The sequence below is a fragment of the Pandoraea sputorum genome, from assembly GCF_000814845.2.
Classification (GTDB): domain Bacteria; phylum Pseudomonadota; class Gammaproteobacteria; order Burkholderiales; family Burkholderiaceae; genus Pandoraea; species Pandoraea sputorum.
Window position 1 is genome coordinate 4374012 of record NZ_CP010431.2, and the last position, 18329, is coordinate 4392340.

16 protein-coding genes and 1 tRNA gene are annotated in these 18329 nt (G+C 63.8%); 8 read left to right on the forward strand and 9 right to left on the reverse strand.

Features of this window, described 5'->3' with window-relative positions; translation table 11 throughout:
* Positions 1 to 63: 63 nt before the first annotated feature.
* A complete protein-coding gene (locus NA29_RS19250; protein ID WP_039400597.1) occupies positions 64 to 957 on the reverse strand; it encodes a LysR family transcriptional regulator in 894 nt (297 codons plus the stop codon).
* A gap of 210 nt (positions 958 to 1167) precedes the next feature.
* Here NA29_RS19250 and NA29_RS19255 point away from each other — a divergent pair, with 210 nt between their 5' ends.
* Positions 1168 to 2343: an MFS transporter gene (locus NA29_RS19255; RefSeq protein ID WP_052253071.1), complete on the forward strand. Its 1176-nt coding sequence runs from the start codon at positions 1168 to 1170 to the stop codon at positions 2341 to 2343.
* On the opposite strand, the gene NA29_RS19260 is transcribed toward NA29_RS19255, so the two are convergent.
* Entirely contained in the window at positions 2243 to 3196 is a 954-nt protein-coding gene (locus NA29_RS19260) for a LysR family transcriptional regulator (RefSeq protein ID WP_039400599.1), read from the reverse strand. The genes NA29_RS19255 and NA29_RS19260 overlap by 101 nt on opposite strands.
* Positions 3197 to 3407: 211 nt before the next feature.
* Here NA29_RS19260 and NA29_RS19265 point away from each other — a divergent pair, with 211 nt between their 5' ends.
* A complete protein-coding gene (locus NA29_RS19265) occupies positions 3408 to 4007 on the forward strand; it encodes a nitroreductase family protein (RefSeq protein WP_039400603.1) in 600 nt (199 codons plus the stop codon).
* A gap of 119 nt (positions 4008 to 4126) precedes the next feature.
* Here the strand turns inward: NA29_RS19265 and NA29_RS19270 are convergent, their stop codons facing one another.
* The 3 genes from NA29_RS19270 to NA29_RS19280 are packed head-to-tail and all read right to left on the reverse strand — an operon-like array spanning position 4127 to position 10010.
* Complete coding sequence (locus NA29_RS19270) at positions 4127 to 5587, reverse strand: efflux transporter outer membrane subunit (protein ID WP_052253072.1); 1461 nt, start codon at positions 5585 to 5587, stop codon at positions 4127 to 4129.
* Positions 5584 to 8736, reverse strand: coding sequence for a multidrug efflux RND transporter permease subunit (locus NA29_RS19275; protein WP_039400605.1), 3153 nt, complete (start codon positions 8734 to 8736; stop codon positions 5584 to 5586). Before NA29_RS19275 ends, NA29_RS19270 begins: the two co-directional genes overlap by 4 nt.
* Positions 8737 to 8741: 5 nt before the next feature.
* Positions 8742 to 10010, reverse strand: a complete 1269-nt coding sequence (locus tag NA29_RS19280) for an efflux RND transporter periplasmic adaptor subunit (protein ID WP_084103943.1) — start codon at positions 10008 to 10010, stop codon at positions 8742 to 8744.
* A gap of 320 nt (positions 10011 to 10330) precedes the next feature.
* On the opposite strand from NA29_RS19280, the gene NA29_RS19285 reads away from it, so the two are divergent.
* Both NA29_RS19285 and NA29_RS19290 read left to right on the forward strand, forming a co-directional pair.
* Positions 10331 to 11203: a LysR family transcriptional regulator gene (locus NA29_RS19285; RefSeq protein WP_039400607.1), complete on the forward strand. Its 873-nt coding sequence runs from the start codon at positions 10331 to 10333 to the stop codon at positions 11201 to 11203.
* A 126-nt stretch (positions 11204 to 11329) separates the two neighbouring features.
* Entirely contained in the window at positions 11330 to 11974 is a 645-nt protein-coding gene (locus NA29_RS19290; RefSeq protein ID WP_039400610.1) for an ankyrin repeat domain-containing protein, read from the forward strand.
* 6 nt (positions 11975 to 11980) lie between these two features.
* Here NA29_RS19290 and NA29_RS19295 read toward each other — a convergent pair whose 3' ends face one another.
* Complete coding sequence (locus tag NA29_RS19295) at positions 11981 to 12439, reverse strand: YaiI/YqxD family protein (protein ID WP_039400612.1); 459 nt, start codon at positions 12437 to 12439, stop codon at positions 11981 to 11983.
* Positions 12440 to 12602: 163 nt separating this feature from the next.
* On the opposite strand from NA29_RS19295, the gene NA29_RS19300 reads away from it, so the two are divergent.
* The gene (locus NA29_RS19300) at positions 12603 to 13028 is read left to right on the forward strand and encodes a GFA family protein (protein WP_039400614.1); all 426 of its coding nucleotides are present in this window, start codon (positions 12603 to 12605) and stop codon (positions 13026 to 13028) included.
* Between the two features lie 107 nt (positions 13029 to 13135).
* On the opposite strand, the gene NA29_RS19305 is transcribed toward NA29_RS19300, so the two are convergent.
* A tRNA-Arg gene (locus NA29_RS19305) sits at positions 13136 to 13212 on the reverse strand.
* Positions 13213 to 13407: 195 nt separating this feature from the next.
* Between NA29_RS19305 and rocD the strand changes: the two genes are divergently transcribed.
* Positions 13408 to 14613: an ornithine--oxo-acid transaminase gene (gene rocD / locus NA29_RS19310; RefSeq protein WP_039400617.1), complete on the forward strand. Its 1206-nt coding sequence runs from the start codon at positions 13408 to 13410 to the stop codon at positions 14611 to 14613.
* Between the two features lie 44 nt (positions 14614 to 14657).
* Here the strand turns inward: rocD and NA29_RS19315 are convergent, their stop codons facing one another.
* A complete protein-coding gene (locus NA29_RS19315) occupies positions 14658 to 14987 on the reverse strand; it encodes a DMT family transporter (RefSeq protein ID WP_039404035.1) in 330 nt (109 codons plus the stop codon).
* 252 nt (positions 14988 to 15239) lie between these two features.
* Between NA29_RS19315 and alaC the strand changes: the two genes are divergently transcribed.
* Positions 15240 to 16457 carry an alanine transaminase gene (gene alaC, locus NA29_RS19320; RefSeq protein WP_039404036.1) on the forward strand — a complete coding sequence of 406 codons (1218 nt, stop codon included), beginning with the start codon at positions 15240 to 15242 and terminating at the stop codon, positions 16455 to 16457.
* A gap of 154 nt (positions 16458 to 16611) precedes the next feature.
* Here alaC and NA29_RS19325 read toward each other — a convergent pair whose 3' ends face one another.
* Positions 16612 to 17391, reverse strand: a complete 780-nt coding sequence (locus tag NA29_RS19325; RefSeq protein WP_039400619.1) for an AraC family transcriptional regulator — start codon at positions 17389 to 17391, stop codon at positions 16612 to 16614.
* Between the two features lie 94 nt (positions 17392 to 17485).
* Here NA29_RS19325 and NA29_RS19330 point away from each other — a divergent pair, with 94 nt between their 5' ends.
* The gene (locus NA29_RS19330) at positions 17486 to 18238 is read left to right on the forward strand and encodes an alpha/beta fold hydrolase (protein ID WP_039400622.1); all 753 of its coding nucleotides are present in this window, start codon (positions 17486 to 17488) and stop codon (positions 18236 to 18238) included.
* Positions 18239 to 18329: the final 91 nt, after the last annotated feature.

Here is an 18329-nt window from a genome sequence, read left to right on the forward strand (position 1 = left end):
ATTTTGCCCAATAAAACAACGACACCTTTTCACGTGGAGTGCGAATCATTTTCTCATTGAATTTCACAACACGCTGCCCAACCCCTCCAATGCCGACAAGACTTTTCGCAATCCCGGCGTAAGCGGTTTATCCTGCCTGACGACAATCGCCAACGTTCTCGTTAATTCCGGCGTGAGCGTCGATATACGCAATCCGCGTCGATGATGAACGGCATTCACCGACATTTTCGGCACGATGCTGTAACCGAGTCCCGCCGCCACCATCTCCTTGATGGCTTCGATGCTGCCCAGCGCCATGACCGGACGCATGCGAAGCCCCGCTTGCAGAAACCAATCGTCGATCAGCAAGCGGGTGCTGCTGCCCGATTCGAACGCGACCATGGGGGCTGCGGCCAGCGTGTGCGGCGTGACTTCGTCTCCCCACGTGTTGTCGTTCGCCGGTGCGATGGCGACGAATTCGTCGCGCAATACCGGCGTGACGTGCAGGCTGCGCCCCGCTGCGGGCAACGTCACGAGGCCGATATCGAGCCGGTTTTCTGTGACGGCCGCAACAACGTCGTCGGTGTTGCCCGTGCTCACCCGGATGTCCAGTTGCGGATGCCGTTTGCGCATCGCGCGCAGCATGGGCGGCAGCAGATGGATGCAGGCCGTCGCCCCGGTGCCGATGGCCACTTCCCCGGCCACGCCCCGCGCGTGGCTCGACAACACCTGCATCGCCTCTTCGACGGCAGCGTCGATGCGGCGCGCGTGTTCGAGCAGCGTCAGACCGGCCGACGTCGGCTTGAGCCGCTTCCCCACTCGCTCGATAAGCCGCACGTTCAGGCGTTGTTCCAGTTGACGCACCTGAAGGCTGACGGCCGGTTGCGACAGATCGAGACGCACGGCTGCCGCCGAGAAACTCCCGGCATCGACGACTTCGGCGAAGGTGTTCAACTGATCCAGATTCAGGCGTCGCATCTCAAAGTTTTCCTTATGAACCGGATAAGATGCCAAGACTTTACCAAGAGATGAGGCAGGCGCACCATGCAGAGCGTGGCGTCGGTCCGGGCGTGCGAACGCTCCGAAGTCTCGTCGACGATTCGCGCTGACGTCTGAATCCGGCGTGAATCCGGCGTGAATCCGGCCTGAATCCGGCCTCAATCCGGCCTTTTTGCCCTGCACATCGTCATGCCTCTCGTCCTCCGGCTCGGCCTCGCACAACTCATCAACTGGGGCGTGAGCTTCTATCTGCCCGGCGCCTTTGCGTGGCGCATCGCACGCGACACCGGCTGGGCGCAGACATGGGTCTTCGCCGGTCCCTCGCTCGCCATGCTGGTGATGGCCGCCGTGTCGCCACTCTCGGGCCGCTGGCTCGAACGCATGGGGGGCCGCCGCGTGATGTGCTTCGGCACGCTGATTTGTGTTGCCGGATGCGCCACTCTGGCCACGAGCACCACGCTCGCGCAGTTCTACGCCGCGTGGTGCCTGCTCGGCGTGGGCATGCGGCTGTCACTGTACGACGCCGCCTTCGCCACGCTTGCCGCGCTCTACGGCGCCACCGCTCGTCGGCCGATGACGCAGATCACGCTGATCGGCGGCCTCGCCACGACCGTCTTCTGGCCGGTGGGCAACTGGCTCGGCGCCGCATGGGGATGGCGACCGGGGGTGCTCGTGTATGGCGCGTTCGGCCTGCTGGCGTGGGCGTTGCTGCGCAGCCTGCCGCCAACGCCGCCGCGCGCAACAGCCGCCGACGCCAGCAGCAAGACACGCGCCCCGCTACCGTGGCGGCCCGCCCTGCTCTACGGCGTAATCATGGCGCTGGTCTCGATCCTGTCGTCGGGGCTGGCGGCGCACCTGACGTCGCTGTTGAGCGTGCAAGGGCTGCCGGTCGGGCTCGCCGCGCTCTGGGGGCTGGGTCAGGTATGTGCGCGAACGCTGGAGTGGCTTCAGCCGCGTCAGTCGAGCGCGGTGAATCTCAACGTCGTGGTCGGCTGCGGGCTGCCGCTGTGCTTCGCGTTGGGATTGGCAGGGATGTCGTCCGTCATCGCCGCCGGGGTCTTCATCTTCTTCTACGGCGCGCTGAACGGACTCGCAACGTTGCTACGTGCGAGCCTCCCGCTCGAACTGTTCTCGCACGAAGCCTACGCGCGGGCGCTCGGCACCTTGCTCACGCCCGCCTTCGCGGTCTCGGCCGTCGCCCCCTGGGGCTACTCGGTGGCCCGCGCACACTGGGGCGACGCGGCCATCCTCTGGGTGTCGCTGGTCATCGGCCTGCTGATCGCAGGGGCTGCGCTATTGCTGCGGCGTCTGGGGCAGACAGCGCCTGCTCCACAAATGTCCGAAGAAACTCGATCCATGTCTTGACCTTCGCGTCGAGGTACAGCCGCGACGCGTAGACCGCGTAGACGTTCGTTCCCTGCAACTCGTACTCGGGCAGCACGCGCACCAGCGAACCGCTGCGCAGCGCCGAGAGTGCCGAGAGCAACGGCACCGGCCCCACGCCACAGCCGCTGATGAGCGCCGCCGCCAGCGAGTCGGCGGTGTTCACGCGTAGCCGCCCCGACGGCACCGGCAGCTTCACGCTGCCGTCCGGGCCTTCGAAAAGCCAGTGATCCACGGAGTAATGCGGCGCATTGAGACGGACCTGCGTGTGCTGCGCCAGTTCGTCCAGCGAGCGCGGGGCGCCATACCTGGCGAGATACTGGGGGGCTGCGCATAGCACCGACGCCATCCGGCAAATCCGCGCCGACACCAGCCCCGAATCGGGCAATTGCGCCGTCGCGAGCCGCAGCGACACGTCGATGTTCTCTTCCAGTAGATCGGGCACGCGCGAGGACAGCAATAAGTCGGCCTCGACGTCCGGGTACTGCTCAAGGAAGCGCGCCAGTGCGGGCACCACGAACACTTGCCCGAAGCTGGCTGGCGCGTGCAGACGCAGCGTGCCGCTGGGCGCGGCGCTCGCGGCCCCGGCTTCGGCCTCCGAGACATCGACCAGCGCAATGATGTCGCGGCAACGATCAAGGTAGCGCTTGCCTGCGTCAGTCAGGGCAAGCTTACGCGTCGTGCGATGCAGCAGCCGCGTACGCAGGTGCGCTTCGAGCTCGGAGATCGCCTTGGACACTTGAGGCGTGGTCATGTCGAGCGCGCGCGCCGCACCGGCAAAGCTCGCGACGTCGGCCACGCGTACGAAGATCCGCATGTTCTTTAAGGTGTTCATGGAAGGCGATGATATCGCGGGACGGGGATAGCACAGACGATGAAGCCACTGCGAGGACAAAGGCGTACCCGGCGAGATAACCGTCAGTCATATGCACGTGCGGCGATATTGGTTGGGATTGGCCTTCGCGCGAGGTATCCTAGCGGCCCGATCAGATGTATCTGAGCGCAATGAGCGCACTGATGGCCCTTTCGCCGACGAGACTATTCGCATGACCGATATCACCACCCGCCAAGCCGATCATCCTATCGACCCGCAATTCGTGGCCCGCTGGTCGCCGCGCGCGTTCAAGGATGAAACGATTCCCGAAGCCACCCTGCTGTCGTTCTTCGAAGCCGCCCGCTGGGCGCCGTCGGCCTACAATGCGCAACCGTGGCGCTTTGTCTTCGCCCGCCGCGGCACGCCGCACTGGGAGCAGTTCGTCGGCTTCCTCAACGAGTTCAACCAGACGTGGGCCAAGAACGCCGCCGCCATCGTCCTCGTGATCTCGAAGTCGACGCTCACGCCTCCGGGCAGCGACAAGGAAGTCCCGGCCCCGACCCACAGCTTCGACGCAGGTGCCGCATGGGGCTACCTCGCGCTGCAAGCCTCGCTCTCGGGCTGGGCGACGCACGGTCTGGCCGGTATCGAACACGACAAAATCCGTAACGAACTCGATCTGTCGCCGAAGTACAAGATCGAAGCGGCCATCGCCATCGGTCGTCCGGGCGGCGACGTGAACGCACTGCCCGAAGGCCTGCGCGCCCGTGAAGTGCCGAGCCCGCGCGAGCCGATCGCCAAGATCGCTTCGGAAGGCCGCTTCGCGTTCTGACGCTTCGCGCCTGTCGTCGCCACGTGGCTGACGGCGACGCATGAAAAAACCCCGCCGGATCGCAAGACCCGGCGGGGTTTCTGTTTGACGACGATCTATGCGATCACGCTACGATCACGTCACGACGCGTCATCCTCAGGCTTCCATCCGCCACCGAGCGCACGATATAACGCCACGTGATTGACGAGCACTCGCTGCTTCACATCGATCAGCTGCTGCGCCGCGTGGAATTCGCTGCGCTGGGCGTCGAGCAATTCGAGATAGCTCGCGACCCCGTTCACGTAACGACGCTTGGCCAGCCGCAGTCGCTCGCGTTCGCCATCGGACACACGCTTCTGCGCCTGATACTGGCGCGCGAGCAGTTGCTGCGCTGTGAGCGCATCGTCGACTTCCGCGAACGCCGTCTGGATCGTGCGCTCGTACGAGACGACCGCCATCTCTTTGCGGACGTTCGCCAGATTGAGGCCCTGAATGTTGCGCCCGCCGCTGAAGATCGGCACGGTGATCTGCGGCATGAAGGACCACACGCCGGTGCCCGCCCCGAACAAATCCGAGAAGCTGGCGCTGGCGGTGCCGATGTCGGTCGTCAGTCTGACCGACGGGAAAAACGCCGCACGCGCCGCACCGATATTCGCGTTGGCTCCGCGCAACTTCGCTTCGGCCTGACGAATGTCGGGACGACGCATCAGCAACGACGACGGCAAGCCCGCCGCGACCGGCACCACGAAAGCACCGTCGAGCGACGATGCCGCCGCAGGCTTCGCGCCAACGTCACCGGTGAGCACCTGCAACGCGTGCACGATCTCGCTACGCTGACGTTCGCGTTCGGCGAGCGCCGCCCGCGCCACTTCGACCTGCGTCGTCTCCGTGTTCAGGTCGAGGTCGTCGACCAGCCCACGCTCGGCACGCAGACGAATGACGCGAATGCCGTCCTCACGTGCCGCCAGCACATCGCGGGCGTAAGCAATCTGCTCGTTCGCGGCGACCAGCCCGATATAGGACGTCGCCACCTCCGCCACCAGACTGACCTGCGCCGCGCGTTGCGCTTCCTCGCTCGACAGATACTCCTGAAGCGCGGCGTCGCGCAGACTACGCACGCGCCCGAAGAAGTCCAGCTCGAACGCACTCACGCCCACCGTCGCACGCACGTCGTTGGCGACATAACCGCCCGGCATATTGCTTGCGCCATCGGGTTGCCCGGCCGAGCCGGAGTAGCGCTGACGGGAGAACGCGCCGCCTGCCTGAACGCTCGGCAGCAGATTGGCCGACTCGATGCCGTACAACGCGCGCGCTTCCTGCACGCGCAACGACGCCAGTCGCAAGTCGCGATTCTGCGCGAGCGCACGGCGAATCAGCGTCTGCAAGTCCGCGTCCGTGAAAACGTCGGCCCAATCGGCGTCGGCGGAGAGCGGATCGGCGAGTGCAAGATGCACACCGCTGCCCGTCGGCGCTTCGTACGTCGTCGGCATCGGCGCAGCGGGACGCTCATACGTGGGCGCCATCGTGCATCCGGCCAGCAGCGCGAACAGGCACACACCGGCCACGGTTATCCCGCGCATGCGGGGGCGAAACATCGTCATACCTTCCCCTCAACGGCCGGTGCAGCGTCATGTGCATCGTGCGGCGCATCCTTACCCGGATGCGAGCGGCGCACAAAGCGGCCCACCAGCAGGAAAAACAGTGGCACCAGGAAGATCGCCAGCACCGTGGCCGTCACGATCCCGCCCAGCACGGCCACACCGATCGCGCGCTGCGCACCCGACGCCGGGCCGGTCGCAATCGCAAGCGGTACCACGCCGAAGCCGAACGCCAGCGATGTCATCACGATCGGACGCAAGCGTAGTCGCGCAGCTTCCACCGCCGCGTCGAACCACGTCATGCCCTGCCTGGCGAGATCGTTGGCCACTTCCACAATCAGAATCGCGTTCTTCGCCGAGAGGCCGATGGTCGCAATCAGGCCCACCTTGAAGTAGATGTCGTTGGGCATGCCCATCAGACTCACCGCACCGAGTGCGCCGATCACGCCGAGCGGCACCACCATGATGACCGCCGCCGGAATCGCCCAACTCTCGTAAAGCGCCGCGAGCGCGAGGAAAACCACAAGCACCGACAACGCAAACAGGATCGGTGCCTGCGCGCCCGACGCCCGCTCTTCGAGCGACTGACCGCTCCACTCGTGCCCGATGCCCGCAGGCATCTCCGACATCAATTGCTCCATGCGCGCCATGGCCTCGCCGCTGCTCTTGCCCGGGGCCGATTCGCCCTGCAACGTGAACGACGGATAGCCGTTGTAACGCTTCAACTGCGGCGAGCCAAGCTTCCACTTGAGCGTGACGAACGAGGACAGCGGCACCATCTCGCCACTGGCGTTGCGCACGCGCAGATTGCCGATGTCTTCCGGCGACACACGCTGACGCCCGTCCGACTGCACGACCACGCGGCGATTCTCCGCACCCAGCATGAAGTCGCCCACATACTCCGAGCCGAACATGGTGGCGAGCGTGGTGTTCACGTCGTCCATGCTGACCTTGAGCGCTTCCATCTTGCGACGGTCGATGGCGATGTCGATCTGCGGCACATCGCCCTGCCCGGCAAAGATCACGTTTTTGAGCACCGGATCCTTAGCCGCCTTTTGCAGCAACTCGTCGCGCGCGGCGGTGAACACTTCCGCGCCCACGCCAGCACGATCCTGCAACCGAAGATTGAAGCCGTTCGACGAACCGAGTTCGGGCAGTGCCGGGCTGTTCATCGCGATCATCATGCGGTCCGGCTGGCCGGTGAACTTCGCGTTCACCCGCTCGACGATGGCGTTCACGCCGTCATGCTTTGACGTGCGCTCGTGCCAGTCCTTGAGCGTGACGTACAACATGCCGCCGCCGGGGCCCGCACCGAACTCGTTCCAGCCGCCCAGCACGAACACGTGCTTGACCGGCTCGTTCTGCATCAGATAGCGCTCGATACGCTTGAGCGCCGTCATCGCTTCGGGCAACGTCGCGCCCTGTGGCTCGGAGGCCATCACCATGAAGCTGCCGGTATCTTCCTCCGGCACGAAGGCCGACGGCAGACGCATGAACGCCAGCGGCACCGCGATCAGAATCGCGCCGTACACCAGCATCGAGCGCCACGGATGACGAAGCGTCTTGTCGACCCGGCGTCTGTAGCGCTCGGTGCCCATCGCGAAGGTACGGTTGAACCAGCCGAAGAAGCCGCGCTTCTCGTGATGGTCGTGCGCCACCGGACGCAGCAACGTCGCGCAGAGCGCCGGGGTCAGCGAGAGCGCGAGGAATGCGGAGAAGCTGATCGAGACCGCAAGCGTGACCGCGAACTGCCGGTAGATGTTGCCCACCGCGCCCGAGAAGAACGCCATCGGAATGAACACCATCACCAGCACCACCGTAATGCCGATGATGGCGCCACTGATCTGCTTCATCGCCTTGACCGTCGCCGCGTAAGGGGACAGCCCCTCCTCGACCATGATCCGCTCGGTGTTTTCCACCACGACGATGGCATCGTCCACCAGAATGCCGATGGCTAGCACCATGCCGAACATCGTAAGTGTGTTGACGGAGTACCCGAGGCCCAGCAATACGCCGAACGTGCCCAGCAAAGCGACCGGCACGACGAGCGTCGGGATCAGCGTCGCACGCAGGTTCTGCATGAACAGGTACATCACGATGAACACGAGCACGATGGCTTCGAGCAGCGTCTTCACGACCTTCTGGATCGATACCTTCACGAACGACGCCGTCTCATAGGGCATCTGATATTCGACGCCCGCCGGGAACAGCTTCGCCTGTTCGTCCATCACGGCGCGCACGGCCTTCATCACCTCGACGGCGTTCGAGCCTGCCGCGAGCTTGATACCCATCGCGGTGGCCGGAAGCCCGTCGACGCGCGCCGAATAGTTGTAGTCCGACGCGCCCAGTTCCACACGCGCAACGTCGCCCAGCCGGATGGCCGAACCGTCGGCACGCACGCGCAACGGAATGCTGGCGAACTGTTCCGGCGTCGAATAGGTGGTGTCGGAGACGACGTTGGCGTTGATCGGCGCGGACGTCGGAGTCGAGCCAGCACCGAGATCGCCGACCGTCACGCGCGCGTTATAGGCGCGCACCTTGGACACGATGTCCGAGGCCGTGAGATCGAGCGCGACGAGTCTGGCCGGGTCGGGCCAGATGCGAATGGCTTTCTCCGTCCCCCAGAACTGCACCTGACCGACGCCCGGCACCCGCTTGAGCTGGTTGACGACTTGCGACGCCGCCAACTCACCCAGATCGAACTCGCCGATGGCCGGATTGCGCGACGACAGCGTGACCACCATGTGGATGTTGTCGGCCGCACGTTCGACCTTCACGCCATAGCGACGCACGACTTCCGGCAAGCGCGACTCGACCGTCTTTAGCCGGTTCTGCACTTCCACGGCGGCCAGATCGAGGCTGGTGCCCTGACGGAACGTGAGGTTGACCGACGACTCGCCGTTACCGCTCGTGGCCGACGTGTACATCAGCCCCGGCGCGCCGTTCATCTGACGTTCGATGATAGCCGTGACCGAGTCTTCGACGACCTTCGCCGAAGCGCCCGGGTAGCTGCTGTACACGCTGACCATCGGCGCAGCAATGTCAGGGTACTGCGCGACGGGTAGCGCCCGAATGGCCAGCAGGCCGACGAGCGTAATCATCAGAGAGATCACCCAGGCAAAGACCGGGCGATCGATAAAGAAACGAGCCATTTGGATTACGTCTCCGCTTTGGAGGCCGGACTGCCGTTGCCCTGAGGCCTGGCGTCGGTGGACTTGGCGGTGTCTTCGCCAGCGCGCTTCACGTCTTTGGCGTCATTGCCCGCGACCTTGGTCTTGACCTTCATGCCATCGGAGAACTGCGTCAGGTTCTGAACGATGACCTGCTCGCCGCCCTTGAGACCGTCCGTCACCAGCCAGTCATGACCTTCGATGGTGTCGGCGTGGACTTTGCGGTCGTGCACGCGGCCGTCGGCGTCGACCACACGGACGATGGCGCCCGCCGTCGTGCGCGTGAGCGCCTCGCGCGGCACACGCACCACGTTCGGATTCACCGCGCCCTGCATGCGCACTTGTACGAACGCGCCGGGTAACAGCACGCCGTCCGGGTTCGGCAGCAAGGCGCGCATGGCGATGGTGTCCGTGCCGGGGTCGACGGCCAGATCCGTGAAGAGCAGCTTGCCTGGCAAGGTGTACTCGCGCCCGTCCGGCAGCGTGACGTGCACCTGCGGCGCAGCCGCCTCATTGCCATGCTCCAGCTTGCCCGCCCGAAGGTCGCGCGTCATCGCGTAGACCTGTGCGGCGGGCTGCGAGAAGTTCACGTAGATCGGATCGATCTGTTCTACACGCGTGAGCAGTGTGGGCGAGTCGAGACCGACCAGCGCGCCTTCGGTGACTTCGGCACGACGCACGCGTCCCGCGATCGGCGAGACCACGCTCGTGTAGCCAAGGTTGAGTTCCGCTTTGCGCACTTCGGCGCGGGCGGCCAGCACTTCGGCTCGCGTACGCGCTTCGGCGGCACGAGACTCGGCGTCTTCACGGGCGCTAATGGCGCGCTCTTCAAGCAGGCCACGATAGCGCTCGATCTTGTCTTTCGCGGAATCGTGCTCGGCTTGCGCCTTGGCGAGCGCACCGCGTGCGGCATCGAGCGCAGCGGACAGCGGCTGCGGGTCGATGCGGAACAGCACGTCGCCCTTGGCGACCTTCTGGCCTTCCTGATATTTACGTTCCATGACGACGCCACCCGCCCGGGCGCGCACGTCGGCACTGCGGTAGGCCTCGAGCCGGCCGGGCTGCTCCGTCGTGAGCGGCTCGGCGCGACGCTCGACCGTGCGCACGACGGCCTCCGGTGTGGCGTCGGCTTCTTCCTTTTTGTCACGACCAGAGCACGCGGCGAGAAGCAACACGCTGGCGATCAGGGTGGTGGAGACACCCGTCAGGACTCCGAAACGGGTACGGAGAGTTCGGTTATCGATTTTCGATGACATGTAAGCACGTTGGATTTACGACATCCGGTCAAGGGTGTCGCAACCGCGTTCGGTGCGCGGCGTCGAGCGACAGGCTGGCTGCAAGCGAGCCAGCGATGAGGGGAGGACCGGGGGCCCCGCATCGCTCCAGAGACACCATGGACGGCAGGTACGCGTTGCGCGAAGGAGGTCTATGCCCGAGACCACCGGACCGGGGGGATCCGGTCGTCTGCCGCCAAGCCTATGTTGGCATTTCAATCTGGCGTTTCATATTGGAGCTGCGCGATTCTGCCGCGAAATTGTTGTTAGAAAAAGTTGGAACCTATCTATAAAATGAATGGATGAACTGGACAATAGAACAATTGCGCTACTTTGTGGCGGCAGCGGAAGACGGCTCGATATCCGCTGCCGCCCGTCGTATGGGGAAAGCCCAGTCGGCAGTGAGTACGGCGATTTCGCTGCTCGAAGCGGATTTGGGATTTGAACTATTCGACCGCAGCCGCCGAAACGCGCGCCTCACCGATCAGGGCGAGGTGATGCTGCTCGAAGCCAAGGAATTGTTGCGGCAGGCCGAGGGGCTGAACCATCGGGCGAACGCGCTGGCGTTTGGCGAACAGCCCCAGTTGTCGCTGGCGCTCGACGAAGCGTTGCCGTATCAGGCCGTCAGCGAACTGGTGCGCGATCTCGCCTATCAGTTCGCCTACCTCGAATTGACGCTGCTCAACGGCACCTCGACGGAAGTCGCCGAGTACGTGGAGAAGCAGCGCGCGGATATTGGCTTTCACGTCGACCGTGGCGCGCTCTCGTCGGCGCTGGGCCATAAGTACATCGGCTCGGCCGTGCAGGGCGTGTTCGTGGCGGGCGACCATCCGCTGGCGTATCGCGATCAGGTCACGCGCGGGGATCTCGCGAAATACCGTCAGCTTCTGTTGCAAATGGACGACATCACGCCGTTGCAACTGAGTCCATCGATCTGGCGCGCGGACAGCTCGTACGTCATCGCCAGCATGGTCGTGGATAAGCTGGGCTGGGCGGTGCTGCCCATCGATATTGCGGAATACGAAGATCTGCACGAACTTCGCTGCGACGATCTGGGACTTCCGCAATTGCCGGTGCGCATGCTGTGGCGGTTCGGTCGCGAACCCAACGATGTCATGCGCTGGTGCGAAGCGCGTTTCGCCGAATTGCTGCGCGCGAGTGCGCCACAAGCGTGAGTTTGCGTGACAAGCGATGCACGACTCAGAGAATCACCGATTGCCACACGGTGCACACACAGTGCCGTTACCGTAGGTAACGGTTATGGAACCGCGCATCGCAGACGCCCTCAAGGAGAGCCAGCAATGGCGAAACCGTCGAAAACAGCGCTATTCAATGCAGCCCGGAAGTGGGATTGCGTCACGGTGGCGGAATTGCTGACCGAGGCCCCGGACCTCGTTTACGCCATGGATCCGAAGCACCGGACGGCGCTGCATCTCGCCTGCTCGATCCGCCCCTCGGAGACGGCGGGACTGGCCGAGCCGAACGGCCTGAAGACGGTCGAGACGTTGCTGGAAACGGGCGCGGTGCTGGAGCAAGTCGTCCCGATGGATGAGGATGAGGGCGATTTTCAGGCGACGGCCCTCTGGTACGCCGTGGCGCGTGGCGAAAACCGTCCGCTCGTGGAATTCTTGCTGCGTCGCGGCGCGAACCCTAGCTATTCGCTGTGGGCGACCGTCTGGCGCGACGACGATGCCATGTGTCGCGCGCTCCTCGCCCACCGGCCGTTGCTCAATCTGCGCGCCCACGGCGAAACACCGATGTTCTACGCCGCACGACTGCAACGGCTCGCCACGCTGCGTCTGCTGATCGATGCGGGTGCAGACCCTGCGATTGCCGACGATCGTGGCCGGGATTGTGTGGACATCGCCCGCGAACGAAAGCTGCCGAGCGATATTGTTGAGATGTTGGTGGCGCTCAAGGCGCGCATGCCTTGCGCAGAGGGCTGAGGAAGCCTAACGAGGTGACTTGCGTTGACGTGCCAGAAAGCGGTCCAGCTCACCGGCAAACGCCTTGCTGTCGCGCGGACTGAACGGGGCGGGACCGCCGGTCTCGATTCCGGCGGTGCGCAACTGGTCCATCATGTCGCGCACGGACAGGCGCTCTTTGATGTTCTCGTGCGTGAACCAGCTGCCACGCGGGTCGAGCGCACGCCCGCCCTTCTCGATTACCGCCGCCGCTAGCGGAATGTCGGCGGTAATCACCAGATCCCCGGCTTCGACCATCTCGACGATACGCGCGTCCGCCACGTCGAACCCCGACGGCACCTGAATCGATCTGACGAACGGCGACGGCGGCGTGCGCAGGAACTGGTTCGCCACCAGCGTCACCATCATTTCTTCACGCTTGGCCGCGCGGAACAGGATGTCCTTGATGACTGCGGGGCAGGCGTCGGCGTCGACGAGGACTTGCATTTCAGGACTTTTTCGGGAGAGAGGCCGTCATGATACGGCAAGGCGAGCACGGTGCCGTCGCGACGAATGCTAGACTCTGGCGCGGCGCGACTTCGCGACACTAGTTCGCAGTACGAATTCGTTCCCCCAACATGATTGTCGACATCATCTTAGCGAGAGCCTCATGTCACTGAACGTCACGTGCTTGTGCGGAAATACGTCACTGAGCTTGCAAGGAAGTCCCGCCGCGCGGGCGAACTGTCACTGTTCGTCATGCCGGGACTTTTACGGCACGTCCGTCTTTTCCGCGACGGCGTGGGCATCCGAGGCAGTCACCGTTGGCGAACGCGCCGGATGCACGTTCAAACATCCTGAAAAGCAGATGACGAAGACGTTCTGCGACGTCTGCGGCGAGGTTGTCTTCGGCACCAATCGCCTTGGCAAGCGCGTGGTGCCGAACGCCCTCACTGCCCGCGCGACAGGCGGAAAACTCGACGCGGCATTCGCACCGACCATGCACCTGTTCTACCGGGAGCGCGTTGTGGATGTCGTCGACGACTTGCCGAAATACCTCGACGGTTGGGACGGCCCGACTTACGTTGCCGCGTAAGCTCCCCCCGACGACGACACCACGCGTAGCCCTCAGCGCACTGAATAAGCGCGGCAGGGGATCGTAAGGCGGAAGATCTGACCGATGTTGTGAGATCGTCGGTGAGCTGGCCTGCCCAGAGGGATTCGAACCCCCGACCGTCGGCTTAGAAGGCCGATGCTCTATCCAACTGAGCTATGGGCAGTGCGTGACGGCGGCGATCGGATATCGCTGCCGGAGAGACTCGGGGGGCTGAGTGCACGTGAAACGTGCGCCACATCCGAGTAATCGGCAATTATAGCGCACGTACAGGCCAGTTTCATGCGCGGCACTTGGGGACTTGTCCCCTTTGCGTGCCATCGCGTTCACATCTAGACTTCAAGTGTGGAGGAACGCGCTCATGAACGAGATCGAACGCGAACAACGCTTTGGTGCGCACAACTACTCACCCCTGCCCGTCGTGCTCTCGCATGCCAAGGGCGTCTGGGTCTGGGACGTCGAAGGCAATCGCTATCTCGACATGATGAGCGCCTATTCCGCCGTCAGTCACGGGCACGCGCATCCGCGTCTCGTCGCCGCGCTCACCGCGCAGGCCCAGCGCCTCGCCGTCGTCTCCCGCGCCTTCTACACCGACCGTCTCGGCGCTTTTCTCGAACGCCTCTGCGATCTCACCACGCTCGGCGGCGCCCTGCCCATGAACACCGGCGCAGAAGCTGTCGAGACCGCCATCAAGGCGGCGCGCCGCTGGGGTTACAGCGTCAAGCGGATTCCCGCCGATCGCGCCGAAATCATCGTCGCGGACGGCAACTTCCACGGCCGCACCACCACCATCGTCGGGTTCTCCTCCGAGCCCGCCTACCGCGCCGACTTCGGGCCGTTCGCGCCCGGATTCATCCGCGTGCCGTATGGCGACATCGACGCCGTGCGCGCCGCTATCACGCCCAACACCTGCGCCGTCCTGTTCGAAACCATTCAGGGCGAAGGCGGCATCGTCGTGCCGCCGGACGGCTTTCTTCGCGGGCTACGTCAACTGTGCACCGAGCAGAACGTCCTCATGCTGCTCGACGAAATTCAATCCGGTCTGGGACGCACCGGCCGCTGGTTTGCCTATCAGCACGAAGGCATCGTGCCGGACGGCATCATGCTCGGCAAAGCCCTCGGGGGCGGCTTGCTGCCGGTGTCCGCCTTCGTCGCGCGACGCGACATCATCGACCTGTTCGAGCCGGGCAGCCACGGCTCGACGTTCGGTGGCAACGCGCTGGCGGCCACCGTCGCGCTCGAAGCGCTCGACGTCATGGCCGACGAAGACCTGCCAGGCAGAAGTGCGGAGATGGGCGAATACCTGCTGTCGCGCTTGCACGCGATTCATTCGCCGCTGATTCGGGAAGTGCGCGGACGCGGCCTGTGGGCTGGCATCGAAATCGATCCCGCGCGGGCCGACGCGCACGACCTCTCGATGCGAATGCTAAGACGGCGCGTGCTCGCCAAGGAAACCCGCTCGACGGTGCTGCGTCTCGCGCCGCCACTCGTCATCGAACGTGCGGAAATCGATAGTTGTATCGGCGCGCTCAAGGCGGTGCTCGCCGAAGCCGAAGGGGATCGCTGAGCTGCATCTCAATGTCATCGATGACATCAATGACCTCAACGACCTCAATGCGCCGACGACTTCGACCAGAGATTCATCACCAGTACCCCGGCGATGATGAGCGCCATGCCGAGCAATGCCGGTGCGTCGAGCTTCTGGCCGAAGAGCACGCGTGACGCAATCGAGATAAGGACAATACCCAGTCCCGACCACATCGCGTAGGCAATGCCCACGGGAATCGTGCGCAGCGTGAGCGAGAGCATGTAGAACGCGATGCCGTACCCGGCGACGACCAGCGCCACCGGACCGACGCGCGAGAATCCATCGGATGCCTTCAGTGCCGACGTCGCAATGACCTCTGCGACGATTGCCACCAACAGGTACACATAAGCCATCGACACTCCTTTCGCTTTCGCGCTGCCCGGTTCAAGGCCGGTCATCTTAACCGACGGACTAGCCCGACCGCTCACGTCGAGCGGCCTCCTTCGCATCACCTTGTGATCGATGGCGTGTTCGCTCATCGCAAGAATCGCTTGCAAGAATTCCTTGCCAAAGCGCCCGACGCCGCGCTACAGTCGCCATCACGGTGTGGCCAGCACACCGGCGTCGCTCGGACGGTTCCGGGCGCTTACGTTCCAGGGTTCAACATGTCCAGCTCACAGGGCTCGCGCAGCTTTGCGCGCATCAATCGCCTTCCCCCGTACGTTTTCAACATCACAGCCGAACTGAAGATGGCCGCGCGCCGTCGTGGCGAGGACATCATCGATCTGTCGATGGGCAACCCCGATGGGGCCACGCCGCCGCATATCGTCAGCAAGCTCGTCGAAGTCGCGCAACGTCCCGATACGCACGGCTATTCGACCTCGCGCGGTATTCCGCGTCTGCGTCGGGCCATCACGCACTGGTACAAGGATCGCTACGACGTCGAACTCGACCCGGAGCGCGAAGCCATCGTCACCATCGGTTCGAAGGAAGGCCTTGCCCACCTGATGCTCGCCACGCTGGATCAGGGCGACACGGTGCTTGTGCCGAATCCGTCCTACCCGATTCACATCTACGGCGCAGTCATCGCCGGTGCGAACATCCGCTCCGTGCCGATGACGCCCGGCATCGACTTCTTCACCGAACTCGAACGCGGCATTCGCGAAAGCCATCCGAAGCCGAAGATGGTGATCCTCGGCTTCCCGTCGAATCCCACGGCGCAATGCGTCGAACTGGAATTCTTCGAACGCGTCGTCGATCTTGCTCGCAAGCACGACATTCTCGTGGTGCACGATCTGGCCTATGCCGACATCGTCTATGACGGCTACAAAGCGCCGTCGATCATGCAGGTACCCGGCGCGCAGGATGTCGCCGTCGAATTCTTCACGCTGTCCAAGAGCTACAACATGGCCGGCTGGCGCATCGGCTTCATGGTCGGTAACGCGGAACTGGTCGCGGCGCTCGCGCGTATCAAGAGCTATCACGACTACGGCACGTTCACGCCGGTTCAGGTCGCCGCCATCGCCGCACTCGAAGGCGATCAGACGTGCGTCGAGGAAATTCGCGAACAGTACCAGCGCCGCCGCGACGTGCTCTACAAAGGACTGACGGAAGCGGGCTGGTCGGTCGATCTGCCAAAAGCGTCGATGTACATCTGGGCACGTATTCCCGAACCGTATCGTGCGCTCGGCTCCCTTGAATTCGCCAAGAAGCTGCTCGCGCAGGCGAAGGTATCGGTCTCACCGGGCATCGGCTTCGGCGAGTATGGCGATGAATACGTGCGCTTCGCGCTGATCGAAAACGAATCGCGCATCCGTCAGGCCGTGCGCGGCATCAAGCACATGTTCCGTGAAGACGGACTGGTGCAGCCGACGATCGCGTAAGCGTCATCAATAACGTTGCAAAGTACATCGGGGCGCACTCGCAAGGGGCGCCTCGATGTATTTCTGGCGTCAGGACGACTGACGGCAATCGTGCCAGTGGTCGCGTCGGTAAGAACGGCGGTCACAGCACCAAAAACGACGAAGACGGCAGCGACTAAGGGAGGTCTGTCAGATACCGGCTCGGCGCATCTCCCAACACCCGCCGAAATGCTGCGGTGAATGCGCTGGGACTGCCGTACCCGAGATCGAGCGCTACACGCGTCACCGACTGCCCGTCACTCAAGCGCTCGAGCGCCGCCATCAGACACACCTGATGACGCCACTGCGCAAAACTCACCCCCGCCTCCTCACGAAAGTGTCGCGTGAATGTGCGGCGACTCATCGACGCCATCGCCGCGACTGCATCGAGATCCAGCGCCATCGACGGCGACGCAAACACCTTGCGGCAGACCTTCGCGAGCCTCGCATCGGCAGGCAACGGCGCATGGAGCATCAGGCGCGGCATCGCCGAGATCTCCGCCAGCAGCAACGCCATGAGCTTGCCCTCGCGCGTGTCTTCGTCATACATCGGCGGCAGGTCGATGGCGTCGTCCAGCAATTGCCTGAGCAACGCAGACACCGCGTACACACAGCACTCGGTCGGGAGTCCCGCGGACGCTGACGCCTCGGGAGTCACGAAGGTGTTGAGCATCCTCACTGGCCCGCTCATCGTCATCTCGTGCGTGACGCCAGCAGGTACCCAGCACGCCCGCTGCGGCGGCACGAACCAGCGGCCCTCCGGCGTCGACACGGTAATCATGCCGCGTGACGCCAACGCAAACTGGCCGCGCGCGTGAGCATGCGCGCGGAATGTGAGTCCCGCCGGGTAGTCGTTGGTGACAACCACCACACTGCGCGGCAGATGCTCGTATTGATCGATTGAAACGTTTCTCATGGCCCGAATTCTACAGTGAATGACCCACTGTCGATGGCGGGCAGCTTTTCGTGTCGTTAGGATGAGCGCGTCCCACTCTGATTCCGCAAGCAAGATGCCCAATACCTTTCAACGCGTCGGCCACGGCCCGCACGCCGTGCTCGTTCTACACGGCTGGTTCGGCGACGCCCGCTCCTTCCACGATTGCGAACCCTGGCTTTCGCGCGATGTTTTCAGCTATGTCTTCATGGACTATCGCGGTTATGGCGGCATGCGTGACGCCCGAGGCGCTTACACCATCGACGAAATCGCTCAGGACGCCCTCGGGCTGGCCGATGCCATGGATCTCACCACGTTCAGTCTGATCGGGCACTCGATGGGCGGCATGGCCATCGAAAAGATTGCGGCCGTTGCGCCGCAACGCGTGCGCAAACTGATCCCTGTCGCGCCCGTGCCTTGCGGCGGCATATCGTTCGATCCAGCGCGTCGCGCATTGTTCGAGAACGCCGCAGCCTCGCTCGAAGATCGTATGGCGATCATCGCCCGCAGCACGGGCCACCGACTGCCAGCGTCGTGGATCAACTGGAAGGCCGCCTACTCGGCAACGCATTCGTCAATGGGGGCCTTCGCAGCCTATTTCCAAGCGTGGGCGGACACGGATTTCAGCGACCAGCTCCATGTCGACGCGCCTATCAGAGTGCTCGTCGGCGAGCACGACCCGGTGTTCGATATCGATCTGATGCGGCGCACCTATCTGCAACGTTATGCGAACGCGAGCGTCGAGGTCATCGCCAACGCAGGGCACTACCCCATGAACGAGACGCCGCTTGCACTGGTGAGCGCCATCGAATCGTTCCTTTGCGAGTAGCGCCGATATCGCCGCACCGTCTCAAAAAACGATGGGGAGTCCGCAGACTCCCCATCGACGCGCCAACCGCGCCTTTCACTCCGCGCTCAAT